Source organism: Halobacillus sp. AWH4_228 (assembly GCF_056158365.1).
Genome location: NZ_JBSWTE010000001.1, coordinates 3,585,077 through 3,600,308 on the forward strand (window position 1 = coordinate 3,585,077; position 15,232 = coordinate 3,600,308).

General features: G+C 46.9%; 15 protein-coding genes. 10 read left to right on the forward strand and 5 right to left on the reverse strand.

What is annotated here, in order from left to right; translation table 11 throughout:
• Positions 1–147 precede the first annotated feature (147 nt).
• Both ACXADP_RS18455 and ACXADP_RS18460 read left to right on the forward strand, forming a co-directional pair.
• Positions 148–1,692, forward strand: a complete 1,545-nt coding sequence (locus tag ACXADP_RS18455; protein ID WP_474972134.1) for a BCCT family transporter — start codon at positions 148–150, stop codon at positions 1,690–1,692.
• 12 nt (positions 1,693–1,704) lie between these two features.
• The gene (locus ACXADP_RS18460) at positions 1,705–2,112 is read left to right on the forward strand and encodes a carboxymuconolactone decarboxylase family protein (RefSeq protein WP_474967280.1); all 408 of its coding nucleotides are present in this window, start codon (positions 1,705–1,707) and stop codon (positions 2,110–2,112) included.
• Between the two features lie 36 nt (positions 2,113–2,148).
• On the opposite strand, the gene ACXADP_RS18465 is transcribed toward ACXADP_RS18460, so the two are convergent.
• Entirely contained in the window at positions 2,149–2,688 is a 540-nt protein-coding gene (locus tag ACXADP_RS18465; RefSeq protein ID WP_474972135.1) for a TetR/AcrR family transcriptional regulator, read from the reverse strand.
• A 168-nt stretch (positions 2,689–2,856) separates the two neighbouring features.
• Between ACXADP_RS18465 and ACXADP_RS18470 the strand changes: the two genes are divergently transcribed.
• Entirely contained in the window at positions 2,857–4,374 is a 1,518-nt protein-coding gene (locus ACXADP_RS18470) for a multicopper oxidase family protein (protein WP_474972136.1), read from the forward strand.
• Between the two features lie 56 nt (positions 4,375–4,430).
• On the opposite strand, the gene rpsN is transcribed toward ACXADP_RS18470, so the two are convergent.
• Positions 4,431–4,700 carry a 30S ribosomal protein S14 gene (gene rpsN / locus ACXADP_RS18475; protein ID WP_474967277.1) on the reverse strand — a complete coding sequence of 90 codons (270 nt, stop codon included), beginning with the start codon at positions 4,698–4,700 and terminating at the stop codon, positions 4,431–4,433.
• Between the two features lie 312 nt (positions 4,701–5,012).
• On the opposite strand from rpsN, the gene ACXADP_RS18480 reads away from it, so the two are divergent.
• Entirely contained in the window at positions 5,013–5,561 is a 549-nt protein-coding gene (locus ACXADP_RS18480; protein ID WP_474967276.1) for an RIO2 family protein, read from the forward strand.
• A 99-nt stretch (positions 5,562–5,660) separates the two neighbouring features.
• Here the strand turns inward: ACXADP_RS18480 and ACXADP_RS18485 are convergent, their stop codons facing one another.
• Both ACXADP_RS18485 and ACXADP_RS18490 read right to left on the reverse strand, forming a co-directional pair.
• Complete coding sequence (locus ACXADP_RS18485; RefSeq protein ID WP_035532206.1) at positions 5,661–5,876, reverse strand: hypothetical protein; 216 nt, start codon at positions 5,874–5,876, stop codon at positions 5,661–5,663.
• Between the two features lie 160 nt (positions 5,877–6,036).
• Entirely contained in the window at positions 6,037–6,546 is a 510-nt protein-coding gene (locus ACXADP_RS18490) for a hypothetical protein (protein WP_474967275.1), read from the reverse strand.
• A 231-nt stretch (positions 6,547–6,777) separates the two neighbouring features.
• Between ACXADP_RS18490 and ACXADP_RS18495 the strand changes: the two genes are divergently transcribed.
• From ACXADP_RS18495 to ACXADP_RS18520, 6 genes are read left to right on the forward strand one after another with little or no spacing between them, the layout of a single operon-like run.
• Complete coding sequence (locus ACXADP_RS18495; protein WP_474967274.1) at positions 6,778–7,434, forward strand: PIG-L deacetylase family protein; 657 nt, start codon at positions 6,778–6,780, stop codon at positions 7,432–7,434.
• Positions 7,431–8,738: a glycosyltransferase family 4 protein gene (locus ACXADP_RS18500; protein WP_474972137.1), complete on the forward strand. Its 1,308-nt coding sequence runs from the start codon at positions 7,431–7,433 to the stop codon at positions 8,736–8,738. The genes ACXADP_RS18495 and ACXADP_RS18500 overlap by 4 nt, the downstream gene beginning before the upstream one ends.
• Positions 8,735–9,913: a carboxylate--amine ligase gene (locus tag ACXADP_RS18505; protein ID WP_474972138.1), complete on the forward strand. Its 1,179-nt coding sequence runs from the start codon at positions 8,735–8,737 to the stop codon at positions 9,911–9,913. Before ACXADP_RS18500 ends, ACXADP_RS18505 begins: the two co-directional genes overlap by 4 nt.
• Before the next feature lie 2 nt (positions 9,914–9,915).
• Positions 9,916–10,977, forward strand: coding sequence for a protein kinase family protein (locus ACXADP_RS18510; protein ID WP_474972139.1), 1,062 nt, complete (start codon positions 9,916–9,918; stop codon positions 10,975–10,977).
• A gap of 29 nt (positions 10,978–11,006) precedes the next feature.
• Complete coding sequence (locus ACXADP_RS18515) at positions 11,007–12,296, forward strand: glycosyltransferase family 4 protein (protein ID WP_474972336.1); 1,290 nt, start codon at positions 11,007–11,009, stop codon at positions 12,294–12,296.
• Positions 12,293–13,204 carry an NAD-dependent epimerase/dehydratase family protein gene (locus ACXADP_RS18520; RefSeq protein ID WP_474972140.1) on the forward strand — a complete coding sequence of 304 codons (912 nt, stop codon included), beginning with the start codon at positions 12,293–12,295 and terminating at the stop codon, positions 13,202–13,204. Before ACXADP_RS18515 ends, ACXADP_RS18520 begins: the two co-directional genes overlap by 4 nt.
• Before the next feature lie 57 nt (positions 13,205–13,261).
• Here the strand turns inward: ACXADP_RS18520 and ACXADP_RS18525 are convergent, their stop codons facing one another.
• Positions 13,262–15,175 (reverse strand): BglG family transcription antiterminator, encoded by a 1,914-nt coding sequence (locus tag ACXADP_RS18525; protein ID WP_474972141.1) that lies wholly within the window; start codon positions 15,173–15,175, stop codon positions 13,262–13,264.
• Positions 15,176–15,232 lie beyond the last annotated feature (57 nt).

The following is a 15,232-nucleotide window of genomic DNA, read 5'->3' on the forward strand; positions in this document are numbered from 1 at the left end:
CGGACCCAGATCGTCATTCCTTGAATATGTACGGACATTCTCCTTTATACGGCCCTATCCATCCATTGAAACAAAACCGTCTGGATTGTAAAGTTTACATCGGATTATCAAATTCATAACGGACTTTTTCTTAAGGGGGATTTCTATATGAAAAAACAAATCATGGATTGGAAAACATTCGGAGGGGCCCTGGCACTCCTGTTGTTCGTTTCACTGCCTCTTCTGATCTTTCCGGAACAAGGAAAGGAAATCGTCCTGGCTGCCAACGAAATTGTTACCCAGCGGCTCGGTTTCCTATTCTTATCCGTAGGCTTAGTCATGCTGCTTTTCCTCTTATTTATAGGGGTGAGCCGCTATGGAGATATCAAGCTGGGAGATGCGGATACCAAAACAGAATTCAAAACCGGCTCCTGGGCAGCGATGCTGTTCACGAGTGGGATTGGAACAGGGATTCTCTACTGGGGTGTCATTGAGTGGGCCTACTACTATCAGGGACCCCCATTCGGAATTGAAGCGGGATCCAGCGAAGCGATCCAGTGGGCATCGACCTATGGTTTTTTCCACTGGGGACCGATCGCATGGGCAATGTTTGCCATACCCGCCCTTCCTATCGGCTACATGTTTTATGTCAAAAAAACCGATGTATTCAAAATCAGTGAAGCTTGCCGTCCCGTTTTAGGTAAGTATACAGACACATGGGTCGGCCGACTCGTGGATATTCTCTTCATGTTCGGACTGCTTGGCGGAGGGGGAACCGGTCTCGCTCTGTCTGCTCCAATCATTTCATCCGGACTCAACCATCTTGTCGGCCTGCCGGATACGATGATGACGAAATCCGTTGTGCTGGTGATTTGTACACTGATCTTCGGACTCAGCGCCTATTCCGGACTGCAGAAAGGAATCCGGGTATTAAGTGACATCAACTTATGGCTGGCCTTTCTACTTCTTCTATTCATTTTCATCGTTGGACCGACCACCTTCATCACAGAAACGACCGGCACCGCCCTCGGCCGCATGATGGATAACTTCTTCCTCATGAGCATGTGGTCGGAACCCTTTAATGACCTTGGCTCCTTTACACGGACCGGTTTCCCGGAAGGCTGGACCGTATTCTATTGGGCCTGGTGGATCGTTTATGCCCCATTCGTCGGCTTATTCATCGCCCGGATTTCCAAAGGACGGACCATCCGTCAGGTCGCTTTTGGAACGGTCTTATTCGGAAGCCTTGGAACGATTCTCTTTTTCGGGATTCTAGGAAACTACTCGATGTACCTGGAGCTGAGCGGGCAGTACCCTGTTATTGAAACGTTAAATAATGAAGGGGCACCTGCAGCCATCATCGGCACATTAACCGAGCTGCCATTAGCCACATTTGCAATCGTTGTGTTTATTTTACTCGCGACGATCTTTTTATCGACAACCTATGATTCCGGTTCGTATGTCATTGCTTCCGTGGTCCAAAAACGGGTCGAAGGAGAACCACTTAAATGGAACCGCCTGTTCTGGGCTCTGGCATTGTCCATCCTTCCAATGATCTTCATGAATATGGGTGGATTGACGACACTACAGACCATCAGCATTGTCGGAGGCTTCCCACTGCTTGTCATCCTGCCGATTCTTGGATGGTCCTTTATCAAAATGGTTAATGAAGACCAGGCAGCGGAAGAAAAAGAAAACAAGAAGGCATCTTAACGGAGGAATACGATGAAATCACGTTATGAACAAGGATTAGAGATTTTAAGAGGATATACAGACGAAGAAAAAGGAACCAATCACTTTGAACTGATGAAAGCATTGGAAGATATTTCCCCTGATCTCGGGAAATATATCATTGAGTTTGCTTACGGGGATATTTACAACCGGGATCACCTGGATAAGAAAGGGCGTGCACTTACAGTCTTATCCAGTCTTGTCACTCAGGGCAGCGGCAGCCTCCCCCAGCTCGAACTTCATATCAATACGGCTCTCAATGCGGGGCTGTCTGAAAAAGAAATCGTAGAAGCGATGATGCAGTTGATTCCTTATGTCGGATTCCCCTCTGTAATCAATGCGCTGACGCAGGCTCAACAGGTGTTCAAGGAACGCAAAAACAAACAAAAAACGCACGCATAAAAAAATCACCAGTCCCTTGTTGGGATCTGGTGATTTTTATTTAGGCCGGCTTTGTTCTTCCAACCGCTCCAGCACCTGCTCTCGAAGCGTCTGAGGCAGAACGCCGAGGCCGAAAATTTCAGACAGCCATAATCCGTCTACAGCAAGACGCAGAATGGTGGCATCGACAGGATCGAGTCCATCATGTTCCATATGATACTGCCAGTCAGCATAGGTCTCCTGTAAAGGCTTCATGAGTTGAGGGTTGATGCCTTGAGCGGCCAGCATTCCCCCACTGATCGTCTGGTTTTCTATACTTTTATCGTGGAGCACTTTAATAAATGCCCGTGCCCACTTTCCGACTTCATCCTCTTCTTCGTCCACAAAGCTTTCCACGTTCTCTTTGTAGATGTCATTCATGTGCTGGACAAGCGCTTTCACTAGAGCTTCCTTTGTTGAAAAGTGATACAACAGCCCGCCCTTGCTGACTCCTGCTTTTTTTGCAACGGCATCCAATGTCAATGCATCGCTTCCCTGCTCCTTCACAATCAATGCCGCTGCTTCCAGCAGTTTCTGCCGTTTTGATACTCTTGGCATATACGTCCCCTCATTTTTGTTCATTTTCCCATAATGTTATCAGTAGTCATACATTTTATCAATTTGGGATACAGGGATGAATGGAAAGGCGCTGTCTGAACAAGAGGCGTAATTCTCTTCCCCGTTCAATAAACTAGAATAACCAAGCAACGTTTAGGAGCGATTCGTATGTTAAAAAAGTTCGTCGATCCCCTTCCCATCATGAAAACCATGCGTCCGGCAGGCTGTCTCCACGGTGACCCCTATTTTGAAGTCACAATGAAGGAAACATTCCAGAGGCTGCACCGAGACCTCCCACCTACAAAAGTGTGGGGCTATAACGGGCAGTATCCCGGACCTACATTCCACGTTTGGAAGCATCAGCCGATCCACGTCTTATGGAAAAATGAACTTCCTGAGCGTCATTTTCTCCCCATTGATACGACGGTTCATGGAGCAGAAAAAAGCCAGCCGGAAGTACGGACGGTCGTACACCTGCATGGAGGAGTGACGCCGGATACCAGTGATGGCTACCCAGAAGCATGGTTCACCCGTCACTTTAACAAAGTGGGCCCTTACTTTTCTCATCGAATGTACACTTACCCCAATCATCAAGACGCTGCCAGCCTTTGGTACCATGACCATGCCATGGGGATTACCCGTCTCAACATTTACGCTGGTCTTTCAGGCATGTACATCGTCCATGATGAAAATGAAGCCCGATTGAACCTTCCCTGCGGTCCCTTCGATCTCCCATTGATCATCCAGGACCGTTCGTTCCGGGAGGATGGCAGCCTTTTCTATCCATCGAGGCCAGCCCAGCCTCAAACGGCACCCACTCCTTCGGTCATCCCTGATTTTTACGGAGACACCATTTTAGTGAATGGGAAAGTCTGGCCCCATTTAAATGTCGAACCTAGAAGATACAGATTCCGGATTCTGAACGGATCCAATGCCCGGATCTACCGCTTATCCCTTTCCAACGGAGCTCCTTTCATCCAAATCGGCACCGATCAGGGACTACTTGAGACCCCAGTCCGCGTACCTGCTCTCGTATTAGCACCTGCCGAAAGAGCGGATGTGATCATTGATTTCTCCACTTGTTATGGAAAAACCATTATCTTGGAGAATGATTTCGAAACCAAGGGTGAAAAAGCGGATCCAGAAACGACAGGAACGATCATGCAGTTCCGAGTCAATCAGCGTCTTTCCTACATCGATCACAGCTCTATTCCTGCGTGGCTCGCTCCTGTTCCAAGATATACATATGTGGACAGAACCCGGACACTGAAACTGAACATGCGGAAAGATTCCTACGGACGTAATATTCACTTGTTGGATGACCACTTATGGTCAGATCCCGTTACTGAAGTTCCAAAGCTCGGACAGACGGAAGTGTGGAGCATCGTCAATGAAACAGAAGCGATCCACCCGATCCACCTTCACTTGGTCCGTTTCCAAATCCTTGACCGCCAGCCTTTCGATGTGGATGTTTTTAAACAGGAAGGAAAGGTCATCCTTACAGGACCGCGTGTCGCTCCGGATTTGAATGAAAGAGGCTGGAAGGATACCGTTCGTTCCCGTCCCGGAGAAGTAACAAGGATGATCATGCGCTTTGGCCCCTACCCTGGTTTGTTTGTGTGGCACTGCCATATTTTAGAGCATGAGGACTACGAAATGATGCGTCCATACTTTATTCGGACATAAAAAAACGCATGGTTTCTTCCGCTTCAATAAAACGGGAGAAAACCATGCATCTTCCATTACCAGCTGGCTTTTTTCACACCAGGGATCTGGCCTTTGTGGGCGTAGTCTCTGAAAGCAATACGGGACATATGGAACTTTCTCATATACCCCCGGGGCCGGCCGGTTATTTCGCAGCGGCCTTTCAAACGTGTCGGGGAAGAATCACGCGGCAGTTTTCGAAGGGCTTCATAATCGCCCTTCTCTTTCAACTCTTTCCGCAAGTCTGCGTATTTCGCTACCATCGCCTGTCTCTTTTTCTCTTTTGCTATCTTTGATGCTTTCGCCATAGTTTATATCTCCAATCTTTTATAGAAATGCTCGCCTTTCCAAAAGTGTAATCATTACTATTTAATTTAAAGTAAATTTTTTTGGAAATCTCTCCTTTAAAAAGGATGCCCAAAACCAAAACGTAACGATTACGTTTTAAATTGTGTAATCCTATTAAATCATAAGATCAGCCATTTGGCAAATGTCATGAACCCCCCGCCAGTTCTCTTCTATATCATCCCAAATTTCAGCACTTGGTCCGGTTACGAGACGAAAACAACCTCCATAAACTAATAGAAGCATCAAAGTCTATAATAATAAGGAATGATCCTATGGAGAATCTATTTAATGGGAAAATCACTAAAAAGGACCTGGCCCCCTATGAGATGATCGGTGATGGAAAAGATGGGGAGATTTACAAGGTCGCCGACGACAAAGTCGTCAAATACTTCTTTAAAGAGGAAACGTGGCAGCGGGAACTGGAAGCGATGAAAATCGGACAGACCTCGACCATTATGCCCCGCCTTTATGAATATGGAGAGCATTATATTGTCATGGAGTTCGTTCAGGGCATCTCTCTTGCCCGGCATATGAAACGTCATGGATACATCGATGATGAAATGACGGAAAAAATCCTGTTCGTTTTGGCAGAGTTCAAGCGGTTGGGGTTTACCCGCTGGGATACAGAAGTCCGCCACATGCTGATGGATGGCTCCGGCGATTTTAAAGTGATCGACCACAAACGTGCCTTTACATCGAACGCCCCTTATCCAACGAAGCTGATGAAGGGTATGAAGAAGTTTGGTCTCTCCGGAGAATTCATGAAACATGTAAAAACGCTGAGTCCGGATGTCTATCAAGCCTGGAAGAAAGCCAAATAAGTAAGAAAGCACTCGAGATCTTTTTATAGCATCGAGTGCTTTCTACTAGATTCCCCATAAAAAAAGACTGGATTTATCCCAGTCTTTTTTTCCGTTCAATTAGATTTTACGAACCGTAACATTATCAAGGTTCGTTGTGTTGATGTGGCCGTTATCATCAGCCCATACTAAGAAGTGATCGTCCGCATATACGTAGGAACCTTCATCCAGCTCTTCATCGCCGGATAGAACTTCAATTTTATCACCCATGGACAAAATCTTGTTCAAGAACCCAGCCATGCTTTGGCCTTTATCTTTTTCTTTATCTTTATACATATCATTTCCCTCCTTTTCACTGTTTACTCTATTTCTATGCTGAGTCAAGGAATGCGTACAGGCATATCGCTCAATTTGAGAATGTTTTCCTATTAGCCCTTGATAGATTTTCCGTTTCGGCTGCCGGACAGGATATACGTTGATAGATAGATGACCACGTTTACGTGTATTCGTTCTCGTACGTATCAGAGGATAGGCCGCCTTCTGATTGACTCTGCTCGATTTTGACGAAGTTCAGAAGCTCTTTATCCACCGAAGAAGTGTCGTGCCTCTTCCTCCCGGCGTGTTCGGTCTCCTTTTTATCACAGGAGTGGTTTCCCCTGTCCTTCCGCATGGAACATGGATCAGCCTGCTTTTTGGATTTCTCCCGTTTTTTTCTGTCCCTTTTGATTTTTCTTACACTGACCGGACCGCTTACATTGGTTACATTGATATGTCCCTTACGATCCACCCAGACGAGAACATTGTGGAACGCTGTTATATAGGTACCTCCCTCTCCGAGCACTTGATCCCGGAAGAAGACTTCTAGATCGTCCCCCAGTTTAAACATGGACGTTAAAACATCATCCATGGCTGGGACATTGTTGTGCGGCTTTCTGGGAGCATGATCTTCCCGCCCCTTATCTACAGGGACCTTCCCAGCGTTCGATGGACTGTGATTTTTTCTCATCGGCTCACCTTCTTTACATTAGAGCTTTCGTTCTTAATCAATATATGATGCCGGAAAAAGGTTGTAGAGCCTATTTTCAGGGCAGCCCCCGGCTCCTCTCTCTATTTTTTTATTCTGAGGCTGCATTCCAATAGGGGAACAAACAGTCAGGCGCCCTGTGCTCGTGTCTGTTTCGACTATCATTCGGAAGACATATAGTAACGTAATAGAGATTAGAATGAGGTGATGAAAATGAAAGATACTGTATTGGTCATCGCTGCCCATCCGGACGATGAACTCCTTGGCACAGCAGGAACGCTGAAAAGATTCGTGGACCAGGGAAGTAGAGTCGTATCGATCATTACAGCAAACGGAAGAAAAGAAGAGGCTCATCACATTCAATATCTTGCCCGCAAGGCAAACCAAGAGATCGGAATTCAGGAAATGGTATTTTTAGAACACCCGAACTTGGAATTAGAAATGATGCCTCTCCATCTATTAACAAAGGAAATTGAAAGACTGATTGAGATTTACCAGCCATCGATCGTATTCACCCACCACTACGGGGATGTGAATATCGATCATCAGATTACGTTCCAGGCTGTACTCACAGCCGTCCGTCCCCTTCCTGGTAAACAGCCGATCGAGCTGATCACCTTCGAAACCGTATCTTCAAGCGAGTGGAATGCCCCGGGCAGTGATAAGCAGTTCAAGCCCAACTATTATGTGAATATATCTACAAAGATTGAAGAAAAAATCGCTTCCTTGAAACATTACGAAGTTGAAATGCGCGCCTTTCCCCATCCGCGTTCCTATGAAGGAGTCAAACATCTGGCGAGTGTCCGCGGGATGACTATCGGTGTTCCATACGCGGAAGCCTTTGAAGTAATCAGGAGGATATGGATATGAAGGAATCCTATTTTCCATACCCCCACCTGATCGCCGCTCTCGATGATTATTATGGAATCAAATCGAAGCCGCTCCACGCTTTCCTCGAAGGAAAAAGTAAAAAACCACGGCGGAAGAAGAAAACAAAACACAAACCCGGACAGAAAAAATTATCCATACTTCTGACGACCTTTTGGGATTATCCACATACCGGCGGACTTTCCAACTACATCACCACATTAAAAGAAGGCCTCGAATCTATGGGACATAAAGTCGATGTTATCTCACCCAGCCAATTTTCACCTAAAAAGGTACAAAAGCTCCGGGAAGCGATCGTCCCTGAATTAAAGACTTTCTTTGAACGGCGTTATGGCAGCAGTACAAGTAAAATCATCCAAAACTCACGTCTCCTTTATATCTATGAACAGATGATATCATCCGTCAAAGTGGAGAAATACGATATCCTTCACGCCCAGGATTTATTTACAGCCAACATCCTGGGAAGATTGAATGAAGGCATAGGAAAGCCGCTTCTTTTTACGCCCCACGGCATGTTCACCTTCAGCAGGGTCAAATTCAACCGCATTGAGGCAGGATCCGTCGAAGAAGTGTATTACAAAAAAATCGAGGAAAAAGCCATCGACTACGCCACCCACATGGTTATTTTGAGTGATTCCTTCCGTGAACCGTTGAGTGCTCTCGGAGCCAAACCGAACAAACTGACTACGATTCATACCGGCATTGAATTCAAAGACTTGAAGCGGAGGGACAGGAATGAGAAAGTTGTCATCGCCTGTATCGCAAGGCTGGGACCCCGCAAAGGACATACGCACCTTTTCAAGGCACTGTCGATGATCAAGCGGATCGGCCAGCAGGCAGAGGTGTGGATTGTCGGGGACGGGGAAATGCGGGAAACGCTTGAAGCGGAGGTCCAATCGTTGAAGCTCTCCAACGTGAAGTTTCTAGGTAAGCGCGGGGACATTCCTGCCATTTTGAGTAAAACCGATATTTTCGTCCTTCCCACCGTCAACGACAACCTTCCGATTTCCATTATAGAAGCGATGCACAGCGGGGCAGCTGTCTTGACTACCGACTGTGGCGGCATCACGGAAATTGTCCACCACAATCAAACCGGTCTCGTGGTGGAACCGGGACATGTCGGCCAGTTAACCACCGAGCTCCAACGACTGCTTGGAGACGAAGCCTTACGAAGAAAGCTTAGCGGCGAGGCGTATGACTATGCCAAGAAGCACCTGACACGGGAAGCAATGGTCGGCCGCGTAGAACAACTCTACTATAACCTTCTCGATTCGGAGGGAGAATGATGTTCCCACACCCAGCTGTCGTGCTTGATTTAAGTGCTAACGGCGTCGGAATCATCCACACTCTTGCCCGAAAAGGAATTGATGTGTACGCCTTCGATACAGAAGGGCCCTATGCCAAAGGAAAATCACGGCTCGCCCACTGCGCTGTCTGCCCAAGTCCCTTGACCCAGGAGGAAGAACTGCTTTCTTTTTTAATCCAAACCTCCGATTCTCTCGATCATAAACCCGTTCTCTATGCCGGGTCGGATGATTATGTGGTGTTCATTTCCAAGTACCGCCGTGAACTGTCCTCCTACTATCTGTTCTTATATCCCGATCATTCAACCATCATGGATCTGCTCGATAAAAAGAGAACCTATGAATTGGCCGTCCAGCATCACGTGCCGACAGCGAAAACTTTTTTTATAGAAGATGAACAGCAGCTGGATGAAGCCATTGCACAGTTGGAGTTCCCGTGTATTTTAAAGCCCGTATTCGGTCATGAATTCCGGAAACACGTCAACAAAAAGGCGATTCACATAGAGGATGCTGACATGCTGAAGGAGGTCTACCCGGCATACCGGGCCTTCGGAGAGCTGATCATACAGGAAATCATCCCCGGCGATAACCAATCCTTCTATAAAATCGCCACCTTTTTTGATGAGAACATGCGGTTACTCGCCCTTTTCACCCTGCAGAAAAATCACCAGTTCCCCGCCCAGTTTGGAACAGGCGCCCATATTGTGAGCAGGAGAATTCCCGAACTCGTGGAGGAAGGTCTGCCGCTGTTGGAAGCGTTGAACCTTAAAGGGATCGGGATGATCGAATACAAAAAAGACCCACGCGACGGCCGATACAAGCTCATTGAAATTAACCCTCGTTTTTGGCTCACCCACAGCTTAACCGGCGCTTCGGGCGTTGATTTTGCCTATTTTTACTACCTGCACCTGACAGGGCATCACCTCGCACCATCCTTACAGCAGACAGACGGCGTTCAGTGGATCTATCTTGTCCGCTATTTCCTGACTTTCCTTGAAAAAAGAAAGCACGGCGAAATGAATGTTATAGATTTCCTAGAGGGGTTCAGGGGGAAGAAGGTTTTTGCTCTCCTTGCCCTCGATGACCCGATGCCTTTTATACGCAGCACCTTGTCCCATTTGAAGAATGCCTGGAAGAAGAACCGAAGGAGTGAGTAACCATGTATTCCGGCGCCGAACTGACGTCGATGTTTCATAAAACCCGTATTGAAGAGAAGCTCACTGCCTCTCTTGGAAAAAAAGTGTCGCTCATAGAGAATTCGGTACAAAACCTGAAGTCCACGACGCGAAGCAGCATTTATCAGCTCGACCTTCAAACACACAACCAAACCTTTCCGATCATTTTCAAAATCTATCACTCGACTAAATATAAAAATGAAATTGAGATTAATATCTACAGCAGGGCCTATCCTTTCCTGAAAGATTTCCTCCCCAACATCTATCTGGTCGAGAGACACGGGCCCGATACGTGGGTGTTTATGGAGTTTGTCCGGCAGATCCGCGGACAATTGACGTTCACCCCCGACCATTTCGATCTCATCATCCCTGCCCTTGCCAAGCTGCACGCCCACACGTACGAGGAAAAGTTCAGAAGGGAGTCCCCGGCTCTGCAACCTTGGTTTCCCATGTACGACTCTCCCGAAATGAAAAAAGACCGGGAAAAATTCATGTCCAATACACTAACTATGCTGACGAAGGCCAAAAAGGAAAAGCAGTGGAAGGACGTCATCAAGCCTCATTACAAATCATTGAAAAACATGTATAAGCAGGGCCCTGATTTTTTCCCTGAACTTCTGGAAAGCGGGTTCTCCATCACCCACGGTGACCTTCACATGCAGAATATCTGTTCAAAGGATGTCCAGAAACCTACCGCCTGGCCCATTCAATTCATTGACTGGGAATCAGCGAAATTCGCCCCGTCCTGGTTCGATATGATTGTCATGGTCGAGATTTTGATCGCCTTCCGCAAAGACTGGCAGAACGACGCTGACAACATCCGCACTCGAGTCGTGGATGTTTATACAAAGGAAATGAAAAAGCATGGCATTGAGTTCCAAACACCGCCCATGAAGCTTTATAAAATGGCCTATCTGCAGCGGACCCTTGAAAAAGGACTGCACACCCAGCTGAGGCGCATCCTTGAAAACCGTGGAGGGGAACTCCTGCCCTACCATCTGGAGAAAATAGCTGCATGGGGGAAAGAGCTGGGAATTTACAAATAGATAAGAAAGGACGAGGAAACGTGAGTGAAATGCCATCCTTCCGCATTCATCCCGCTCTTACTGCTGTGATGGATCAGTATTTTTTAAAGAAGAAAGACGCCGCTCCCAACTCCCCCCATTCCTTCCACCAGCAGCCAATGGAATACCGGCCGCCGAAGTCTTTGACCATCTTATATGTAACGTTTTTTCGATATCCCAATACCGGCGGGCTGTCCCATTACATCACCTCCTTGAAAAACGGCATGGAGGCTGCAGGTCATCACGTTGATGTACTGGCCCCCGGGCACATGTCTTCCGTGCAGCTGGAGGAGTGGATTCCGGAAGCCGCAGCCGCCGCCCGGGCGTTCATGATGGACCGTTACGGATCAACAAACGAAAAAATCATAAAGAACCTCAGCTTTCTTCATGTGTTTTCAGCGTTTCTCAAAACCCAGAACCTTGAGAAGTATGACGTTATCCACGCCCAGGACCTGTTTGCCCTTTTCCTTCTTGGCGATCTGAATCAAACGTACCAAAAACCACTATTTTTCACCCCGCACGGTTTTTTTACGAAAAGCCGCCTGACATTCAACAAAATCCATAAAGGGTCCCTTGAAGAAGCCTATTTTACCTGTATTGAAAAAAGCGGGATAGCAGCAAGTACGAAAATTATCATGATCGCTGATTCCTTCCGCCCCAACCTGATGAATTTTGGAGCAGAGGAAGAAAAGCTGGTGACCGTTCATACCGGCATCGATTTTCAACCACTCCCGAACCGCCCCCGCGAAAAACTCACCATAACCTGCGTTTCCCGACTGTCCCCACGGAAAGGTCATGGTTACCTTTTAGAAGCGCTGGCACGTCTGCGGGAGTATAGGAATCATATGGACGTATGGATTGTCGGAGATGGTGTCATGAAAGAAATCCTGATGAAACAAGCGGAAGAACGGGAGCTGGATAACGTCACCTTCTGGGGCAGACGAGACGATATCCCGTCCATCCTCTCGCAGTCAGACATCTATGTTCTGCCTACGATCAATGACAACTTCCCTTTATCCATCATCGAAGCTATGCATTCGAAGCAGGCGGTCATCTCCACTACATGTGGGGGCATACCGGAAATGGTCCATCCTGAAAAAACCGGCATTCTCTGCGAACCGGGGAATGTAGAAGAACTGGTCCGGGCGCTCAGGCGTTTTATAACCAGCAAAGAAGAGCGCAGGCGGTTTGCCGCGGCCGCCGAGTCTTACGCACGCAGGCACCTTACCAGCGATATCATGACTAAAAAAATCGAAGCCGTTTACCAGAATCATTTATATAGAAAGGAGGGTTTTCAGTGAAAGTATTAGTGACCGGCGGAGCCGGATTCATTGGCTCCCGAATTGTCCACCTGCTATTGTCAGAAGGTCACATTCCCATTGTTTTAGACGATTTCTCCAACGGACGGAAAGAAAACCTTCCATGTGGAGTGAAGGTTTTCAAAAGACACCTTTCATCAAAAAAAGTGAAGGATATATTCGAAAGGGAGAGGCCCGATATCGTGATGCACCTCGCTGCTCAAGTGAATGTGACGGAATCCCTTAAAAAACCAGCGGAAGACGCTGCCGTTAACATTTCAGGCACCGTAAAACTGTTGGAATACAGCAGCCGTTATGGCGTGAAAAAATTCATCTTCTCCTCCACCAGCGCCGTTTATGGGGAGAGCTGTGACACCCTCCACGAGGAAAACCCAACCAGCCCCCTGTCCTTTTATGGGGCCTCAAAATCAGCAGCCGAAACGTATATCCGATTGTTCCAAACACTTCACGGCCTTCCCTACACCATCTTCCGCTATGCGAATGTCTATGGTCCCGGGCAGCGCTCCGACGGGGAAGGTGGTGTAATCAGCATTTTTGTTGAGCAGCTGTTAAAGAACCAACCCCCGGTCATTTTCGGGGATGGCAGCCAGACCCGCGACTTTGTCTACGTCGATGATGTCGCGCGGGCCAACCTGCTTGCCATGACGAAGGCAGATAACCAAACCCTTAACATCGGCAGCGATACACAAACGTCGATCAAGGATCTATACTCCCGGCTTTCCGAGAAGTGTGGGATATCAACGGAGCCTGTTCATTATGAAAAACGGGAAGGTGACATCCGGCACAGCCGGCTTTCCAATGCAAAGGCACGGAGCGAACTCACATGGACTCCAGCGCATGATTTGAATGAGGGGCTGGAGAAGACGGTCGATTATTATAAAGGAATATAGAAAACCCCGGAAGCCTCCTTGACGCAGAGGAGGCTCCCGGGGTTTCCATATTCCTGTCTACATCGTTTTAAAGGCATGGAAAAACTCCGCCATCGTCCCGGCTTTAATAAATGGTTGTACAGTGGATGGACGATCAATCATCTGCCCGAGTTTTTCATATAATACCTGCAGATCTTCCTGGCTGTCCTTTTTCACACAGAGAAAACAGATCAATTGGACAGGCTTTCCCTCCCATAAAACAGGATTCTTCAGCGTACAGAAACTTAAGAACGTTTCCGATGATTGAGGGGTAATAGGATGAGGAATCGCGGTTAAGTTTCCAAAAGAGGTCGGTGCGACTGCTTCTCTTTCAAGAACGGCCTTGAGGAAAGTATCGTCTACCAAACCCTTATTCAATAGTTCGCCGCTCATAAATTCAAGGACTTCCTGTTTTGACTGACATTCTTTCTGTAAGTAGACGAGATCTTCACGTATATAATCGACGAATGCCTTTTTTCCTCCCACCACGGTTTCTTCAATCCTGAGCAGGTCGGATTCACTTACAATCGTATTCACCTCGATCACAGGAATCTCCAACCTTTGAATCGGAATGGAACTCACCACAAAATCAATGTCTGCTAAGTTATATTCGTCCAGTTTATAGTATTCCGTCGTTCCGGTAATATCCAGATGACTGCCGAAATGTGATTTCAATTTATAATAAATCAGTTTCGCTGTCCCCATTCCAGAAGCACAGACGATCAGACATTTCTTTGGTCCTGTTTCCAACTTCCTTCTTTCTATAGCTGCCCCGAAATGGAGGGCCAGGTAGCCTACTTCGTTTTCATCAATACTGACCCCTGTATGCTCTTCAATGACCACGCCGGCTGTCACTCCCGTCTCAAAGGCTAACGGATAATTTTTTTTGATATCCTCCAGCATCGGGTTGCGGATGTTCATTTCATACTTGAAGCGGTTGATGGCCGGTTTCAAATGGAGGCGGAGAGCCACGATTAATTCCTGATCTCCTCGGATTCCTAAATTGAATTCCCCATCGATCTTTTCCAAAATAGCTTTAACCAGATCGATGACCTGCTGATCCATAACCTGTTCTACAACCTCACTGGATGTGGTCAATAATTTCGTTCCAAGAAGGTGCAGCCCTATATAAGCGATCTCTATATTCGGAAACTCGACATGAAGGGCATCCTCCACCTCTTTTAAAATTTCTGCGGCTACCTGATACTGTTCCTGTTCTTCTATTTCCATCAGGTCATCCTGATACATCTCTACGTAGTTGCCACTTTGGACACGTTTGTAAGCGATCAGGATATGAATCAGCAGATTGTTCACCGCGATGTCGGATAGCGTCATGTCATGCTCATTGATTTTTCGGATGAGAATAGCAAATACCTTCTCTTTACCTTCTTTAGAAAAAGAATCCAGCTTGTCCGGAATACCTGTATTCTGCTGGTTAAATAAATATTCACTCAGGCAGAATCGGACCTTCATTTCTTCCCCCTTGATTTTCAGCCCATAATTCGGGCGGGATTCTAATGAAAGATCATAATTAAATAACTGCTTTTTGACTTCCTTCAAATCATTTTGAATCGTAGACTTGCTGATGAACATTTCCTCGGCAAGATCATCCAATTTGACGTACCCTTCACTTAATAACAGCTCTTTCAAAAGATAAGCGGCCCGGTCTTCCGGAGATTCCGGCAGTCGATTCCCAGCCGTTTCACCAGGATCATCCGTCCTCTTTAAAAACTCATGGAAAAGGGGAACATCATGGATCTCCAACTGATATCCCTTTCCCATAATGGTATGAATCTCCGCCCCGTTCTCTTGTAACCACCCATTCAGAGCTTTAATATCCTCCCTTGTGGTACGTGGAGTTACGTGATTAACACTGGCTAAGTAAGAACTGGAAAGCGGATAATCCACCGCCATTAATTTACGCAATATATTTTCCAATCGAGAGTTCAGCATATCGCTTCTCCTTACTGATCCATACTGTGGTAACCGATTGAACTACGCTTCACCGCG